A 16,457-nucleotide genomic window follows, 5' to 3' on the forward strand; every position below is an offset into this window, starting at 1 on the left:
GGTCCACGAACTCCAATGGCTGAGTCGGCGGTTGGTGAGCGTGGGATGCAAGACGTGCGCGTCGACGTAGCCCGGGGCTCAACCGAGCTGGGCTTCGTCACGCCCGATTAGGGTCGGCCTCTGCCGGCCACTGCCGTAGTACCTCGGTCTGTGCCGGTGCTGCCGGCCATACCTGTAGTCGGACTCGCTCGGTGGTGGCCTCGTCCTCGTCCGAGTACTCGCCCGCGTCCTTCGCGGCCTGAAGGTTGCTCTTCGAGACCCGTACCCGGACCGATCCTGGAGCCAGGTCGAATCGTGGGGCGTCGGGCGCGTAGTCGGAGCAGCCCACGACCACCAGACGGCCTGATGGCACATCCAGGCTGCCTTCCACGACGTGGTCGTACCGCCCCAGGTCGATCTGCGGCGGGTGCTCCAGCACCTCGACATCCACCAGCACGTCCGCGCTGCTCATCGTGACGACAACTGCGGCATCCCCGACGGCGGAGAACTGAGTGTGCTCGACCGTGTCGGTCCAGGCCTCCTCGATGTTCGCCGCTGATGCCTCGTCGAAGAGATGAAGCTGGCGGTAGTCGGCATAAAGCCTCAGCGTCCCGGTCATTGCGAAAGGGTGTCAGGTTCGGCTCGTGCCGCCGTTGAGCCTCCTGTTCCGCGTTCCTTGCCGTTAGTGGGTTGAACGGCCACCGACCCGACGGGGTCTCCCCCCAGCCGGATCGCGCGGCTGAGAGGCCAGACGGGCGGGCGGGCGGTCCTCCGGGTTGCTCGACAGCAGCGGAGAAGGGTGCCTGCGGGACCGATCAGCCCTGGTGTGCGCTGGTTGCAGCGAGTAGTGTCCTGTATCCGACGCGTGCCGAATCCCCTCCCGGAGGCGTACCGCACCATGCGTGGCTCCCCCCTGCGCATCCTCATCGTCGGCGCGGGCATCGCCGGCCTCGCCGTGGCCCGGGCGCTGCGGATGGCGGGCTTCCGCCCCGACGTCACCGACAAGCTGCCGCCGGGGGAGTCCCACGAGACCGGTCTCTACCTTCCCGGTAATGCCGCCCGCGCGCTGCACCGGCTCGACCTGCACGACCCGGTGCGGCCGCTCGGTCACGTCGTCCACCGGCAGCGCTTCCTGGACGCCGCCGGCGAGCCGCTCTGCGAGGTCGACCTGGACTCGCTCTGGGCCGGGGTCGGCGAGTGCCGGGCGCTGCCCCGGGCCGAACTGCACCGGGTGCTGCTCACCGGCGCCGGGGGAGCGGTGCGGCACGGCGCCGAGGTGCGCAGCCTCGACCTGCTGCCCGCCGGGATCGGCGTGACCTTCGTCGACGGCACCAGCGCCGAGTACGACCTCGTCATCGGCGCCGACGGGCCGCGCTCCTCGGTGCGTACGCTGGCGGCGCTCGGCGGCCCGCCCCGCCCCGCCGGCCAGGTGGTCTACCGCACGGTGCTGCGGGACGCCCCACCCGTCACCGAGTGGACCGCGCTGCTCGGTCAACGCTCCGGTTTCCTGATGGTGCCGATCGGCGCCGGGCGGCTGCACTGCTACGCCGACGAGGCCGGCACCGAGAAGCCGGCCGACCCGGTGGCCCGCTTACGGGAGGTCTTCGGCTCCTACGGCAGTCCGGTGCCGGAGGTGCTCGACGCGGTGCAGTGGGTGCATGTGGGCGTCACCGACGAGGTGGAGCTCGGGCGCTGGCACCGGGGGCGGGTACTGCTGGTCGGCGACGCCGCGCACGCCACCGCGCCGACGCTCTCCCAGGGCGCCGCGATGGCGCTGGAGGACGCCGTCGTGCTCGCCGAGTCGCTGACCGCCGCCGGCAGCGTCGAGGCGGCCCTGACGGCGTACGAGAGTCGTCGTCGCCCGCGTACCCGGTGGGTGAGCGACCGCACCCGCGACCGCAACCGGACCCGGGACGTCTCGCCGGCGCTGCGCGATCCCCTGCTACGCGGCCGGGGCGGCCGGATCTTCGGTGAGCACTACCGATTGCTGCTGGGTCCGCTCTGAGCCGGCCGGCGCGGCCGATGATCGTAGCTGGCCACCCCACGCGGCGCTGCCACCTGCCGGGGACTATCCTCCTTGCGGATGACGGCTCGCCAGTTCAGCGCGTGCCGAGCGGGACAACCGAGAACCGGAGGCCACTCGTGACCACCGTCGCACCCAAGCCGGTCGTGACCCGGCCCTGGCCGGTCCGAGAACCGGTCAAGGGGTCGGCCATCGCGCGGCTGTTGCGGACCACGGACGCGAAGCAGATCGGGATCATGTACATGGTCACCGCGTTCGCGTTCTTCATGATCGGTGGCCTGATGGCCCTGATCATGCGGGCCGAGCTGGCCCGTCCCGGGCTGCAGTTCCTGTCGCCGGAGCAGTACAACCAGCTCTTCACCATGCACGGCACGATCATGCTGTTGTTCTTCGCGACGCCGATCGTGTTCGCCTTCGCCAACTACATCGTGCCGATCCAGATCGGTGCGCCCGACGTCTCCTTCCCGCGGCTGAACAGCTTCGCCTACTGGCTGTACCTGTTCGGCGGCACGATGGCGACCGCCGGCTTCATCACCCCGGGTGGTGCCGCCGACTTCGGCTGGTTCGCGTACGCCCCGCTGAGCAGCGTCGAGCACTCCCCGGGCGTCGGCGCCAACATGTGGATCATGGGTCTGGCCATCTCCGGTCTGGGCACCATCCTCGGCGCGGTCAACATGATCACCACGGTGCTGACCCTGCGGGCGCCCGGCATGACCATGTTCCGGATGCCGATCTTCACGTGGAACATCCTGGTCACCAGCCTCCTGGTGATCCTGGTCTTCCCGCTGCTCGCCGCCGCGCTCTTCGCGCTCGCCGCGGACCGGCTGCTCGGCGCCCACGTGTACGACCCCGCAACCGGCGGGCCGATGCTGTGGCAACACCTCTTCTGGTTCTTCGGCCACCCCGAGGTGTACATCGTCGCGCTGCCGTTCTTCGGCATCATCAGCGAGATCATCCCGGTCTTCTCCCGTAAGCCGATCTTCGGCTACAAGGGCCTGGTGGCCGCGACCCTCGCGATCGCCGCGCTGTCGATGAGCGTGTGGGCGCACCACATGTTCGCCACCGGTCAGGTGCTGCTGCCGTTCTTCAGCTTCCTGAGCTTCCTGATCGCGGTGCCCACCGGTATGAAGTTCTTCAACTGGATCGGCACCATGTGGCGCGGCCAGGTGAGCTTCGAGACGCCGATGCTCTGGGCGGTCGGCTTCCTGGTGACGTTCCTCTTCGGCGGTCTCACCGGTGTGCTGCTGGCCAGCCCGCCGCTGGACTTCCACGTCTCCGACTCGTACTTCGTGGTGGCGCACTTCCACTACGTGCTCTTCGGCACCATCGTGTTCGCGGTCTTCGCCGGCATCTACTTCTGGTTCCCGAAGATGTTCGGCCGGATGCTCGACGAGCGGCTCGGCAAGGTGCACTTCTGGCTCACCATGATCGGCTTCCACACCACGTTCCTGGTGCAGCACTGGCTGGGCGCCGAGGGCTTCCCCCGCCGGTACGCCGACTACCAGCCCGACGACGGCTTCACGACGCTGAACACGGTCTCCACGATCGGCGCCTTCATCACCGGCATCTCGACGCTTCCGTTCATCTACAACTGCTGGAAGTCGTACCGGACCGGTCCGGTCGTCGAGGTCAACGACCCGTGGGGCCACGGCAACTCGCTGGAGTGGGCGACCAGCTCCCCGCCGCCGCTGCGGAACTTCGACCGGATGCCGCGGATCCGCTCCGAGCGGCCCGCGTTCGACATGAAGTTCCCCGAGCTGGCCGCCGGTGGCCAGAGCCTGGCCGGGCCGCCGGAGGGCGGTGCCAAGCCGCTGACCAGCGAGTCGGACGGCGGGGCCCGCTACACCGAGGACACCGCCAGCAACATCGACCGGGCCTGACCGCTCGGATCCCCGGCACCCACGACGGGCGCCGCTCCCCGGACCACCCGGGAGCGGCGCCCGTCGCCTTTCCAGTGTGTTTGGGCAGCCTCTCAACTGCCGGGCGGACGTGATCAACTCGACTTCACGGAAGTCGGGGCATCCCGGGTGCCGGGACAGGCCGACTTCCGTGAAGGCGAGTGGGTCACCTCGGTGGGCTGCTCATCGCGCGGGTTGAGCACCCGGAGAGTCGATCCGGCGACCCGGTGAGGCCGGGTCCGGCCTCGCGCGTTCGGTTCCGGCCGCAACAGGCCTACTAAGGCCCGTCCCGCCTCGGCCTGTTCCGGTCCGCCTTGCCTTGGTCCCCGCTCGGCCCGGCTCGGCCCGGCTCGGCCCGGCTCGGCCCGGCTCGGCCCGGCCCAACCCGGCCCAACCCGGCCCAACCCGGCCCAACCCGGCCGACCCGGGCCGGGCCCGACCCAACCCGGCCCAACCCGGCCGACCCGGGCCGGGCCCGACCCAACCCGGCCCAACCCGGCCCGACCCGGGCCGGGCCCGACCCGATCCGTACCTGACCCGCCTCGGCCCGGTCCCGGCTCGGCCCGACCCGGCCCGGCCCGTACCTGACCCGCCTCGGCCCGGTCCCGGCTCGGCCCGACCTGGCCCGACCCGATCCCGGGCCCGACCCGACCCGCCTCAGCCCAACCCGAGCCGGCTCGGGTCACTTCGCGCAGGTTCGTCCCCATGGTCCGGCCGAGACCGGGTTCTCGGCCGGTCGCGGCAGCCCTCGACGGCCGGGCGGACGTGATCCACTCGATTTCATGGAAGTCGGGGCATCCCGGCACCGGGACAGCCCGACTTCCTTGAGCGCGAGTGGATCATCGGACGGGTCGGGTCAACCCAGGCCGGTGGGGCCGGCCGCAAGGTGGGCGAGGGTCTCAGTGGTTGGCGGCGGCGTACGCCGGTTCGGCCTGGGCCGCGGCGGCGGCTCGGCGGTGCCGCAGCTGGATCGGGAGCACCGCGAGCGCCACGAGCGCGCCGATCACGCCGGTGACGGCGAAGCCCCACCACGGCGCCCGAGCGTCGATGACCGCGCCGGCGAGCGGGGCGCCGACGGCGAGTCCGATGGTGACCGCTGAGCCGTGCACGCCCATCGCCTCGCCGCGGACCTCGGCGGGTGCGAGTTTGCTGACCGCGTCGGCGGTCGCCGCGAGGGTGGGGGCGCAGAGCGCTCCGGCCGGGATCATCGCGAGGCAGAGCAGCCACCAGTGTGATCCACCCAGCCCGACCGGGATGGTGCAGAGGCTGAGCCCGGCCAGGAGGGCCAGCGGCGAGACCGCGCGGTGCGTCGCCCCGTAGGCGAAGCCGCCGACGAGGGACGCGACCGCCCACATGGCGAGGACGGCACCGGTCCAGCCGGCCTCCCCGCTCTCCCGCAGCACGGCCACCACGGCCACGTCGGTGCCGCCGAGCACCAGGGTGGCGGCGAGGCTGATCGCCAGCACGGCGAGCAGTCGGGGGGTGACCCACTCGCGTCGGCGTACCTGCCGCCGGGGCGTGTCGGGTTCCTGGCGGCCGTCGGCGGTCGGCGGGTTGAGCAGCCAGAACGCCACCCCGGCGGCGACGATGCCGGCTCCGACGAGGTAGAGGGTGTGTCGCGCCGAGATCGTCGTGGCCAGGGCCACCGCCAGCGCCGGTCCGATCATGAACGACAGCTCCACCGACATCGAGTCGAGGGCGTACGCGGGGCGGCGGCGGTCCTCGGGCACCAGCGCGGCGACGGACTGCCGGACCACCGAGAAGATCGGTAGGGCGAGTGAGCCGGCGATGAAGGCGGCCGGCAGCAGCAGGAGGTAGGGCAGCGACGGCGCGGTGGACCAGAAGATCGCCTCGACGATCCCGGTCAGTACGAGCACCGGCCGCAGCCCCCGGCGGTCGATCAGCCGGCCGAGCAGCGGACCGCCGATAGCCGCACCGACAGTGACCGCGGCGCCGACCAGCCCGGCCGCGCCGTAGCCCCGGCCCAGGTCCTGCACGACGTAGAAGGTCAGCGTCACCCCGGTCGCGGTGAGCGGAATGCGGGCCAGCACCGCCACGAGCAGCAACGACCGGAGACCGGGCAGGGCGAGCGCCTCCCGGTAAGGTTTCAAATTCACGACGGTCCGTACCTCCGGCGTCATCCTCGCCGGAGATACGGCGGTCGCCAACCGATTACCGGGTCATGCGGTCCTGATCACAGGTTCGCCGCGGAGGGTGACCCCGACGCCGTCCAGGGCCCGCAGTGCCACGTCGGTGGTCGCCGGGGCGACGGCCGCGGTGAGGTCCAGCAGCACGGTGGTGCTGAAGCCCTCCCGTGCGGCGTCCAGCGCGGTGGCCCGTACGCAGTGGTCGGTGGCGATGCCGACCAGCTCCACCGAGTCCACGTCGTGCCGGCGCAGCCAGTCGACCAGGCACTCGCCGTCGGCGGCGTGCCCCTCGAAGCCGGAGTACGCGGCCGCGTGCTCGCCCTTGTGGAAGATCTCCTCGATCCGCCCGGTCTCCAGCGCCGGGTGGAACTCCGAGCCGGGGGTGCCGACCACGCAGTGCCGGGGCCAGGTGTCCACGAAGTCCGGGGGATTGCCGAAGTGCGCCCCCGGGTCGACGTGGTAGTCCTTCGTCGCCACCACGTGGGCCCAGCGGCCCGGCTCGGCGGCGAGCAGCCGGGTGATGCCGGCCGCCACGTCCGCGCCGCCGTTGACGGCGAGCGAGCCGCCTTCGCAGAAGTCGTTCTGCACGTCCACGATGATCAGAGCGTTGCTCACCGGTGCCCCCTCCTGACGACTGCGGCCCTCCACCGGACCATGTCTACTCCGCGGGTACGACGGTGACCGGAATGGCCGGGTCGCCGCCGGAGAGCTTGAGCCCCTCCCAGGGGATGGAGATCAGGCACTCGCGCAGGTGCTCACGGGACTCCGGCAGGGTGGGCAGCTCGACCGGCTCGCCGGCGACCACGTACCGGCGCTGCAGCAGCCGGTCGTTGGCCTGCCGCTCCGGTACCCCCTGCGGGACGATCACCTCTTCGGTGGCCGTACCTGTCGGCTTGTGCCGCCGTACCGCCGTCTTCCGGCCGCCGATGGTGGCCTTCTGCTCCGAGCGTTTCACCACCGGCCGCCCCTCGACCTCGACCAGCTTGTAGACGAGCCCGACGGTCGGCGCCCCGGATCCGGTGACGACGGCGGTGCCGGCACCGTACATGTCGACCGGCTCGGCGGCGAGCGCGGCGATCGCGTACTCGTCCAGGTCACCCGAGACGATGATCTTCGTCTCGGTGGCGCCGAGCGAGTCGAGCAGCTCCCGGGACTGCTGGGCGATCACCGCGAGGTCGCCGGAGTCGATCCGGATCGCCCGCAGGTCCGGCCCGGCCACCGCGATCGCGTTGCGGATGCCCTGGCTGATGTCGTACGTGTCGACGAGCAGCGTGGTGTTCTTGCCCAGCTTGGCGACCTGCGAGGCGAACGCCGCCCGCTCGTCGTCGTGCAGCAGCGTGAAGGCGTGCGCGGCGGTGCCCGCGGTCGGGATGCCGTAGCGGCGGCCCGCCTCCAGGTTGGAGGTGAAGCTGAAGCCGGCCAGGTAGGCGGCGCGGGCGGCGGCCACCGCGGCGGCCTCGTGCGCCCGGCGGCCGCCCATCTCGATGAGGGTGCGGCCCCGGGCGGCGGTCACCATCCGGGCGGCGGCGGCCGCGACCGCGCTGTCGTGGTTGAGCACGGAGAGCACGAGCGTCTCCAGCACCACGCACTCGGCGAAGCCGCCGGAGACGGTGAGGACCGGGGAGTTCGGGAAGAAGAGCTCGCCCTCGGCGTACCCGTCGATGTCGCCGGTGAAGCGGTAGTCCCGCAGCCAGGCGGCGGCCTGCTCGTCGACCACCCCGGTGCGGAGCAGGAACTCCACCTCGGCCTCGTCGAAGCGGAACTCGCGGATCAGCTCGATCAGCCGTCCGGTGCCGGCGACCACCCCGTAGCGGCGCCCCGCCGGCAGGCGGCGGCTGAACACCTCGAAGACGCAGCGGCGGTCGGCGGTGCCGTCGCGCAGCGCCGCGCTGACCATGGTCAGCTCGTAGTGGTCGGTCAGCAGTGCGGTGCGAAGGGTGCTCACCGGCTCAGCCTAAGAGTTCAGTCGGCGTCGCCGCCCTCGTGCCCCGGGATCGCCCGCAGCGCCGCGTCCAGCTCGGTCCGGCTGGTCACGCCGAGCTTCGCGTAGATGCGCTGAAGGTGGTTCTCCACGGTGCGGGTGGAGAGGTAGAGCCGCTCGGCGATGGCCTTGCTGGTGGCCGACTGCGCGGCGAGGCGGGCCACCTCCCACTCCCGGTCGGTAAGCGTCGGTGTGCCGGCACGCAGTGCCGGGGTGTGGATCAGGTCACAACGGTTCAGCAGCGCGGCGAGGCGTTCCCGGGCCTCGCCGGCGGCGGCGGGCCGCTCCCGGCGCAGCCGGTGCAGGACGGCGGCGGTCGCCTCGGCGGCGAAGACGTTCAGGTCGCGCGCCGCGAACTCCTCGGCGACGGCCAGCAGCTCGGCGGGGGAGCCGGCGACCGCGGCGCGGGCGTGCCGGGCCAGCAGCGGCGGCAGGTCTCCGTCGACGCGTTCGGAGAGCTCGGTGAGGCGCTGCGCGACGGTGCGGCGGCCGCCGTCGGAGCAGATCGGCCCGACCAGGCCGGCCGCGTGGTCCAGCCGGACCAGGTCGTAGAGGACGTGCACCTCGTGGCCGGCGAAGCCGTCCGCGCGCAGCCGGTCGGCCAGGTCGGTCAGCTGTTTCACCGCCCCGGGTAGATCGCCCGCCGCGGCCAGCGTCGCTCCGCGCGCCTGCTCCAACCACGGGTAGAGCACCGCCATCCCGGGCGCCTGGGTGCGGTCCGCCTCGGCCATCGCCTCGGCGGCCTGCGTCGCGTCGCCACGCAGGGCGGCCGCCTGGGCCCGTTCGGCCTGCGCCAGCCCCGCGTAGACCCGGCTGGTGGCCAGCACCGCGCAGGCGCCGAGGCTGGTCCGCAGCGCCGCGTCGCTCTGACCGCGCAGCCGGGCCGCGTACGCCTGGAGGATGGCGAGGTAGCCGGTGCCGAGTCGGAAGTCTCCGGCCCCGGCGAGGTCGGCGAACTCGTCGGCCACGATCGCGTCGATGCCGGCCAGGTCGCCGGCGAGGGTGAGGCGGGTGCCGCGGGCCAGCTCCAGGGCGAGTTGCAGGTACGGCATGTCGGCACGCCAGCGGGCCGCCTCGGAGTGCACCTGGGCGATGGCCGTGCCGCTGCGCTTCAGCTGACCCTGCGCGGCCTGCAGGTAGGCGATGGTGGAGCGGGCCAGCTCGCGGGCGGCGACGCTGGCGGCGGGGCGGTCCAGCACGCCCTGGCTGAGTCGCAGGGCGGTGTCGGTGTCGAGCCGGTGCAGGCGCATGATCGCCTCGAAGGCGCGTATCCGGGCCTGGTCCGCCGAGTCGGTGAGGTTCATCGCCCGCGACGCGATCTCCTCCACCGTGGACTCCCGGCTGAGCCCCCAGTAGGTGACCATCCCGCGGACGGTGAGCCAGCGGGCGAACCGCTGGCTGTCGCCCGGGTCGGGGGAGACGGCGTCGAGCACCTCGATCGCCTCCTCGGGCCGGTCGGCGAACATCAGGATCGTGGCGAGCAGCTCGGCCGCGTCGAATCCGCCGCCGGTGTCGAGGGCCGCGCGGGCCAGCCGCGTCGCCAGCGGTACGTCGTACCGGCTGAACGCCTGCCCGGCCGCCTCGAGCAGCAGCTCCGCGTTCTGCGCGGTGCCGGAGTCGAGCCGCCAGACCGCCACCCGGAGCAGGTCGTCGCGGCGTCGCTTGCCGACCCGCTCGAGAAGTTCGGCGAGGCTGGCCTGCAGTCGCCGGGTACGGCTGACCGGGCAGCGCCGGCGCATCACCTCGCCGTAGAGGGGGTGTGCCAGCCGGACGTTGGTGCGCCGGTCGTGCTGGATGACCGTGATCAGTCCCCGCTCCTCGGCGATCTCCACGTCCTGCCGTTCGACCGCCTGGTCGAGCAGGTGCAGGCCGAGCGGTTCGCCGAACGCGACGAGCTCCACCACCGCCCGGACGCCGGGAGTGAGCTGGCCGATCCGGGTGTCGATCAGGTCGGTGAGGTTCGGCGCCAGCTCCAGCCGACCGGTCCACTTCCAGATCCCGTAGGTGCGGGTCAGCTCCTCGCTGCCGTTGGCGGCGTGCACCAGTTCGCGCAGGAGCAGCGGGTTGCCGGAGGAGAGGCGCCCCAGCCGGGCGGCGGAGCCGGCGTCGACCGGGCCGCCCAGGATCGCGGCGAGCAGCCCGGCGGTCTCCGCCGGCGCCATCGGGCTCAGCTCGGCCTTGTCGACCAGGTCGTCCGTCCAGAGTGCCCGGATCGGCAGGGGGATCTCCTCGCCGTCGCGCAGCGTGCCGATCACCGTGGCGTTCTCGGCGCGGGCGACGAGGTGCACCAGCGCGGCCGACGGCTGGTCGAGCAGGTGGGCGTCGTCGATGGCGAGCACGATGCGACGCCCGGCCGCCTGCTGCTGGAGCACGTCCAGGGCCCAGCGCAGGATGCCGGCCGGGGAGAGGCCCTGCGGCTGTTCGGCGGGCAGCACCTGCACCAGCCCACCGAAGGGCAGGCTGGCGGTGGTGGCGCTGGCCGCGATCGACCAGATGGCGTAGCGGTCGTTGGGCAGGGCCGCCACGCCTTCCCGGAGCAGCCGGCTCTTCCCGATGCCCGCGCTGCCGCTGTAGAAGAGCCCCCGCCCCTCCGTGCCGGTCACTGCCGACAGCAGACGGTCGAGCTCATCCGTTCGGCCGACGAAACTCCACCGACTCATCCCGGCAGCATATCCATCGAAATCGGTCCGCAGGCAGAGCGTCACGCAGCGAAGTTGAGTAATCTCGTGATTACTGCTGAGTATTCGAACTGTTCCGCCAGGACCCCGGGTCGCTCGTAGTCTTCCGGCATCCGGTTCGGTTCACCGGAGTTTCCACGCTGGCCGGCTGTCGCCGGTCCGCCCGCCATGGGAGGTCGCCCTGATGAAGCCGGGTCCTCTCCCCTCGGTCGACGTGCCCGGCGACCTCTCCGGACCGGGCGACATGCCCCGCTGCGCACCGCTGCCCACCCGGGTCGGGGTCACCAAGCCCGATCCGGAGGAGCCGCTCGGTGTGCTCGCGGTGGGCCCGGGCGGCGCCGGCCGCCGCGCCGTGCTCGCCGATCTGCTCGAACTCGACCCCACGCTGCTCGGCGTGCCCGACGGCAGTTGGCTGGTGCTGCGCCACGGCACCACCGCCACCCGGGTGGCCTACGTGCCGGGCTACCGCCAGCCGCACGCCTACGGCGCGGACCGTACGGCTGCCGGCCCGGCGTTGGCACGTCCGCCGCGCCGCGTCGAGCTGCACCTGTCCGACCCGCTGCTGCGCCACTTCAGCCTGGTCGACACGGCCGACACCGGCACGCTCGGCGTCGCCGGAGTGCCGGTGCTGCTGGACGCGGTCGGCCGAGCCGGCGCCCTGCTCTTCGTGGTCGCCGCCGATCAGGCGTTCACCGCCACGGAACTCACCCTGCTCGCCGAGACGGCCCGCGCCGACGTGCCGGTCTTCTTCGTGGTCACCCCGGGCTCGACCGGCTGGTCCGGGTCCGACAGCACGGCGCCGACGGAGGACGCGGGGGCGTCCGTCCCGCCGCCGGGGGCCGGGCTCCCCTCGCCCGGCCCCGCGGTCGATCCCGTCGCCGTGACGGTGGAAGCCCACCGTGCCGCCCTGCTCTCCGCTGTCCCCGGCCTCGTTGAGGCGCGCTGGTTCGCGCTGCACGGCGACGCCGCGGCCGACCTGCGCCGGGCCCTGGTCGGCTGGGCAGTCGACGAGGGGCTACGGCGGGCCAGCTCCGATCCGCCCATGCTGCCCGGCGAGCACGTGCGGGTGAACGTGGTGGCCGACCCGGGTGACTGGCCCGAGCAGCTGGAGCGGCAGACCCGCACCTGCGCCCAGCGGATCCGGCAGCACCTGGCGCTCGAACTGGCCAACATCCACCTGCGGGTCGTCCAGGAGATCGTCTTCGGTGTCGGCTGCGCCGGTCTGCCGCAGCTGCTCGACCGTGAGATGGAGGCGCTGTCGCTGCTCGCCACCGCGCAGTGCGACCGGGCGGTGCGCGGCATCCTCGACGACGCCCTCGGGCGGGTCTTCGGGGCGTCGCTGCCCGACGGCGTACGCCAGCGGGTCGTCAAGGCGGTCCGCTTCGGTCTCACCGAGTACCGGCTGGCCCGGGAGCTCGACCGGGTTCTGCTGGTGACCAGCACCGCCGGGGTGGCCGGTCTGGCCGGCGACGGGGCGATCCACGCCCTCGCCGGTTATCCCGGTGCCCCTCGGACCGAAATCCTCCCACCGGTGGCCGTCGCCCTCTCCGGCGGCTGCTGGCAGCAATGGCGCAGCCCCGGCAACAACGACGTCAACGAGGCCCGGGCCTGGGCGCAGCGGGCGCTGCGCGAGGTCGAGCTGGAGTTGGCCCGGGACGTCTCTCGACGCTTCGAGGTCGTCCGACTCGCTCTGGGTGCGGTGCTTTCCGATGCGGTCGACCACGGCATCCTGCTCGCCTGACGGCGACCCCGGCACCCGACCCGCCGGGCCCGCCCGCCCACCCCTCGGGCGCGGCACCGGCGGGTCGGGGCTGCCCGTGGAGGGCGATCCGGGCCGGTCCGGCGTTCCGGTTCCTCGCTTCCCGGAATCCGGTGGCACGATGGGGGGCATGGCGGCTCCGCAGGTTGCACCGGTCGAGACGCCGGCCACCGAAGAGGTGCCGGTCTCCGACCGGCCATGGGTGACGATCGTGTGGGACGATCCGGTCAATCTCATGACGTACGTGACCTGGGTCTTTCAGAAGCTCTTCGGCTACAGCCGGGAGAAGGCCGAGGAGTTGATGCTCGACGTGCACCACAAGGGTCGCGCCGTCGTCTCCTCGGGCGCCCGGGAACGGATGGAGCATGACGCGTCGCAGCTGCACGCGTACGGGCTCTGGGCGACGGTGGACCGCTCGTGAGCGCGCTGAGTGGGCCGGTGCCGCAAGCGCCACGATCGCGAACGGAGATGGCGCTGTGAGCATGTTCCGCCGCCAGAGCGGCCGCTACGTCGCCACGTTCGCCACCGACGAGGTGCGCGTGCTGCGCAAGGTCGCCTCCGAGGTGGTCGGCCTGCTCACCGACGGCTTCGACCACACCGACCCGGTGGTGGGCCGGCTCTTCCCCGACGCGTACCCGGACGACCGCCGCAGCACCGCCGAGTTCCGCCGTTACACCGAGGGCGACCTCAAGACCGGCAAGATCGACCAGGCGGGCGCCATCCTCGCCGCGCTGCCCGGTGAGACCGGCGGCGAGGTGCGGTTGGACGGCGAGGCGGCCGAGGCCTGGCTACGCGCGTTGAACGACGCGCGGCTCGCGATGGGCGTCCGGCTGGAGATCAAGGACGGCACCGACCTCGGCGAGGAGCTGGACGACGCGGTCGCCGAGGACCCCACCTCCAGCCGCGTGTTCCAACTGTCGGTCTACGCATACCTCGGCTATCTCCAGGAATCCCTGCTCAACGCCTTGATCGACGAGGCGTGACCGCGGCCACCCTCGCGGCTCACATCCGGCAGGCGTTAGGCTGGTTCGCGTGCTGAGCATCGACCGGTCGATCATCGACGCGATCGTGGCCCACGCGCGCCGGGACCACCCCGACGAGGCGTGCGGCGTGGTCGCCGGCCCCGCCGGCAGCGACACCCCGACCCGGCACATCCCGCTGGAGAATGCCGCCCGCTCCACGACCTTCTATCTGATCGACTCGATGGAGCATCTGCGGGTGTGGCGCGAGATGGACGACCGCGACGAGGAGGCGGTCGTCATCTACCACTCGCACACGGCGACCGAGGCCTACCCGTCCCGTACGGACATCACCCTCGCCGGGGAGCCGGGAGCGCACTACCTGCTGGTCTCGACCCGCGAGCCCGACACCGAGGAGATCCGTTCCTTCCGGATCGTGGACGGTGTGGTGACCGAGGAACCGGTGCGGATCGTGGACGCCGCGGTGGACCCGCACGCCGTGCAGTCCTACAAGTTCGGGCAGAGCCCGACGGCGGTCGACTACGAGTGTTCCGGCGCCTGAACCCGACGCCCTAGCACCCGTTCACGTCCCGTCACAGAGGCACACCCGAGAAGGAGCACGACATCATGGCCATCGAGGTTCGCATCCCCACCATCCTGCGCAGCTACACCGGCGGCGCGAAGGTCGTCGAAGGTTCCGGCGACAACCTGGGCGAGCTGCTCGCCGACCTGGACTCCCGGCACGGCGGCCTGAAGGGCCGTCTGGTCACCGAGGCCGGCGCACTGCACCGCTTCGTCAACGTCTACGTCAACGACGAGGACGTCCGCTTCCTCGGCGCGCTGGACGCCAAGCTCAACGACGGTGACAGCGTCACCATCCTGCCGGCGGTCGCCGGCGGCGCGTTCGGCTTCGCGGCGGCCGCGGCGATCGGCACCCACAAGCTGGCGGCGGCCACCGCGGAGTCCGGGCAGCCCGCCCCCGACGCCGCTCGCTGAGGCGAGCGCCATGGCACGGTACGAGAGCCTGCTCGACGCGTGCGGTGGCACGCCCCTGGTGGGGCTGCCCCGGCTGTCACCGACGGCGCCCGAGGGGGCGCCGCCGGTGCGGCTCTGGGCGAAGCTGGAGGACCGGAACCCGACGGGGAGTGTCAAGGACCGGGCCGCCCTGTTCATGGTCCGCGCGGCCGAGGAGGCCGGTCAGCTCCGACCGGGCGACACCATCCTCGAACCGACCAGCGGCAACACCGGGATCTCGCTGGCCATGGCCGCGAAGCTGCGCGGCTACCGGCTGGTCTGCGTGATGCCGGAGAACGTCTCGACCGAGCGGATCCAGCTCCTCCGGATGTACGGCGCGGAGATCATCTTCTCGCCGGCGGCCGGCGGGTCGAACCAGGCGGTCGCCACCGCGAAGCAGATCGCCGCCGAGCACCCCGACTGGGTGATGCTCTACCAGTACGGCAACGAGGCGAACGCCCGCGCGCACTACGAGACGACCGGGCCGGAGCTGCTGCACGACCTGCCGACCATCACCCACTTCGTGGCCGGCCTGGGCACCACGGGCACCCTCATGGGCACCGGACGCTACCTGCGGGAGAAGGTCGACGGCGTGCAGATCGTCGCCGCCGAGCCCCGTTACGGGGAGCTGGTCTACGGCCTGCGCAACATCGACGAGGGGTACGTCCCGGAGCTCTACGACGCGACGGTGCTGTCCCGGCGGTTCTCCGTGGGCACCCGGGACGCGGTCCTGCGTACCCGGCAGCTCGTCGAGGTGGAGGGGATCTTCGCGGGCTTCTCCACCGGCGCGATCCTGCACGCCGCCCTCGCGGTCGCGCACGAGGCGGTGCGCGCGGGTCGCCGCGCCGACGTGGCGTTCGTGGTCGCCGACGGCGGCTGGAAGTACCTCTCCACCGGGGCGTACGGCGGCACGTTGGCCGACGCCGAAGCGGCCCTGGAAGGGCAGCTCTGGGCCTGACCCGACGGGTGCCGCGCCCTCACGTAGCGCGACGGCCGGTGTCGCGAAGCTGTCCGAATTCGGTCACGCGATGCCGGCCGTTCCGGCGGTCGGTGTCACCTTGACGACAACTTTCAACGGATGATTCTTGCGCCCCCGCGTGCAAGCGTAGGCTGCGCTGCGTGGCGTACGCGTCGGTCGAGATCATGAGCCGAGCGATGACCGGCGTAGCGACTACGGAACGTGACAGCGAGACGACTCGATGCGACTGACCGTCCTGGGCTGCGCGGGAAGTTTCCCCGGACCGGAGTCCCCCTGCTCCGCCTACCTGGTCGAAGCCGACGGCTTCCGGCTGCTCATCGACTTCGGCTCCGGGTCGCTCTCCACCCTCCAGCGCTATGCGGGCCTGCACGCCCCGGACGCGATCCTCCTCACCCACCTGCACTGCGACCACGTCCTCGACGCGGTGACGTACGTCGTGGTCCGGCGGTACGCGCCCGACGGCCCGTACCCGCCCCTGCCGGTCTACGCGCCCTCCGGCGCCCCCGACCGGCTGATGGCCGCGTACGGCGACGACACCGGCATGGACGACGTCTACCAGTTCTACGGCCTGCAGCCCGGCACCTTCCCGATCGGCCCGTTCACCGTCACCGTCGACCGGGTCAACCACCCCGTCGAGACGTACGGGGTGCGGCTGGAACACGACGGCCGGGTGCTCTGCTACTCCTCCGACACGGCCCCCTGCGAGGCGCTGCTGCGCCTGGCCCAGGACGCCGACGTGTTCCTCTGCGAAGCGAGCTACCTCGACGGCGTGGAGAACCCTCCGGACCTGCACCTGACCGGCCGGGAGGCCGGCGAGGCAGCCACCAAGGCGGGCGCCCGGCGGCTGCTCCTCACCCACCTGGTGGCCGCCTGGGGCAGCGAGGCGCACACCGTCGAGTCGGCCGCCGCCGCGTACGCCGGCCCGCTCGAGGTGGTACGTCCCGGCGCGAGCTACGACATCTGACCTGCCGGACGGCGACCGCTCTTGCCGTACTGTTCGCCGGGCCGTCAGCGTCCGGTCGCCTCACGCACCCGTGACA

Annotated in this window: 14 protein-coding genes; 9 read left to right on the forward strand and 5 right to left on the reverse strand. The window is 72.3% G+C overall.

Annotated features, from left to right (window positions below; genetic code table 11):
- Window positions 1-97: 97 nt before the first annotated feature.
- Window positions 98-598 (reverse strand): hypothetical protein, encoded by a 501-nt coding sequence (locus D7044_RS20655; RefSeq protein ID WP_120677626.1) that lies wholly within the window; start codon window positions 596-598, stop codon window positions 98-100.
- 279 nt (window positions 599-877) lie between these two features.
- Between D7044_RS20655 and D7044_RS20660 the strand changes: the two genes are divergently transcribed.
- The gene (locus D7044_RS20660) at window positions 878-1,984 is read left to right on the forward strand and encodes an FAD-dependent monooxygenase (protein WP_120690042.1); all 1,107 of its coding nucleotides are present in this window, start codon (window positions 878-880) and stop codon (window positions 1,982-1,984) included.
- 137 nt (window positions 1,985-2,121) lie between these two features.
- The gene (gene ctaD / locus D7044_RS20665) at window positions 2,122-3,882 is read left to right on the forward strand and encodes an aa3-type cytochrome oxidase subunit I (RefSeq protein ID WP_120689952.1); all 1,761 of its coding nucleotides are present in this window, start codon (window positions 2,122-2,124) and stop codon (window positions 3,880-3,882) included.
- Window positions 3,883-4,799: 917 nt separating this feature from the next.
- Here ctaD and D7044_RS20670 read toward each other — a convergent pair.
- The 4 genes from D7044_RS20670 to D7044_RS20685 are packed head-to-tail and all read right to left on the reverse strand — an operon-like array spanning window position 4,800 to window position 10,688.
- Complete coding sequence (locus tag D7044_RS20670; protein ID WP_120677622.1) at window positions 4,800-6,041, reverse strand: MFS transporter; 1,242 nt, start codon at window positions 6,039-6,041, stop codon at window positions 4,800-4,802.
- 39 nt (window positions 6,042-6,080) lie between these two features.
- On the reverse strand, window positions 6,081-6,662 hold the full coding sequence (locus tag D7044_RS20675; protein WP_120689953.1) for an isochorismatase family protein: 582 nt from the start codon (window positions 6,660-6,662) through the stop codon (window positions 6,081-6,083).
- Between the two features lie 43 nt (window positions 6,663-6,705).
- On the reverse strand, window positions 6,706-7,992 hold the full coding sequence (locus tag D7044_RS20680; RefSeq protein ID WP_120677617.1) for a nicotinate phosphoribosyltransferase: 1,287 nt from the start codon (window positions 7,990-7,992) through the stop codon (window positions 6,706-6,708).
- A 17-nt stretch (window positions 7,993-8,009) separates the two neighbouring features.
- A complete protein-coding gene (locus D7044_RS20685; protein WP_120689954.1) occupies window positions 8,010-10,688 on the reverse strand; it encodes a LuxR C-terminal-related transcriptional regulator in 2,679 nt (892 codons plus the stop codon).
- A 202-nt stretch (window positions 10,689-10,890) separates the two neighbouring features.
- Here D7044_RS20685 and D7044_RS20690 point away from each other — a divergent pair, with 202 nt between their 5' ends.
- The 7 genes from D7044_RS20690 (at window position 10,891) to D7044_RS20720 (ending at window position 16,381) form a co-directional block, all read left to right on the forward strand.
- Window positions 10,891-12,447 (forward strand): P-loop NTPase family protein, encoded by a 1,557-nt coding sequence (locus D7044_RS20690; protein ID WP_120689955.1) that lies wholly within the window; start codon window positions 10,891-10,893, stop codon window positions 12,445-12,447.
- Between the two features lie 148 nt (window positions 12,448-12,595).
- Complete coding sequence (gene clpS, locus D7044_RS20695) at window positions 12,596-12,886, forward strand: ATP-dependent Clp protease adapter ClpS (RefSeq protein WP_120677612.1); 291 nt, start codon at window positions 12,596-12,598, stop codon at window positions 12,884-12,886.
- 61 nt (window positions 12,887-12,947) lie between these two features.
- Window positions 12,948-13,448, forward strand: a complete 501-nt coding sequence (locus D7044_RS20700) for a DUF2017 domain-containing protein (RefSeq protein WP_187398612.1) — start codon at window positions 12,948-12,950, stop codon at window positions 13,446-13,448.
- A 49-nt stretch (window positions 13,449-13,497) separates the two neighbouring features.
- Window positions 13,498-13,986 carry a M67 family metallopeptidase gene (locus D7044_RS20705; protein ID WP_120677608.1) on the forward strand — a complete coding sequence of 163 codons (489 nt, stop codon included), beginning with the start codon at window positions 13,498-13,500 and terminating at the stop codon, window positions 13,984-13,986.
- 65 nt (window positions 13,987-14,051) lie between these two features.
- Entirely contained in the window at window positions 14,052-14,420 is a 369-nt protein-coding gene (locus tag D7044_RS20710) for a MoaD family protein (RefSeq protein ID WP_120689956.1), read from the forward strand.
- Between the two features lie 10 nt (window positions 14,421-14,430).
- Window positions 14,431-15,396, forward strand: coding sequence for a PLP-dependent cysteine synthase family protein (locus D7044_RS20715; protein ID WP_120677604.1), 966 nt, complete (start codon window positions 14,431-14,433; stop codon window positions 15,394-15,396).
- Window positions 15,397-15,637: 241 nt separating this feature from the next.
- Window positions 15,638-16,381 carry an MBL fold metallo-hydrolase gene (locus D7044_RS20720; protein WP_120689957.1) on the forward strand — a complete coding sequence of 248 codons (744 nt, stop codon included), beginning with the start codon at window positions 15,638-15,640 and terminating at the stop codon, window positions 16,379-16,381.
- The last annotated feature ends 76 nt before the right edge of the window (window positions 16,382-16,457 follow it).

Origin of the sequence: Micromonospora musae (genome assembly GCF_003626635.1) — a bacterium.
GTDB lineage: Bacteria > Actinomycetota > Actinomycetes > Mycobacteriales > Micromonosporaceae > Micromonospora > Micromonospora musae.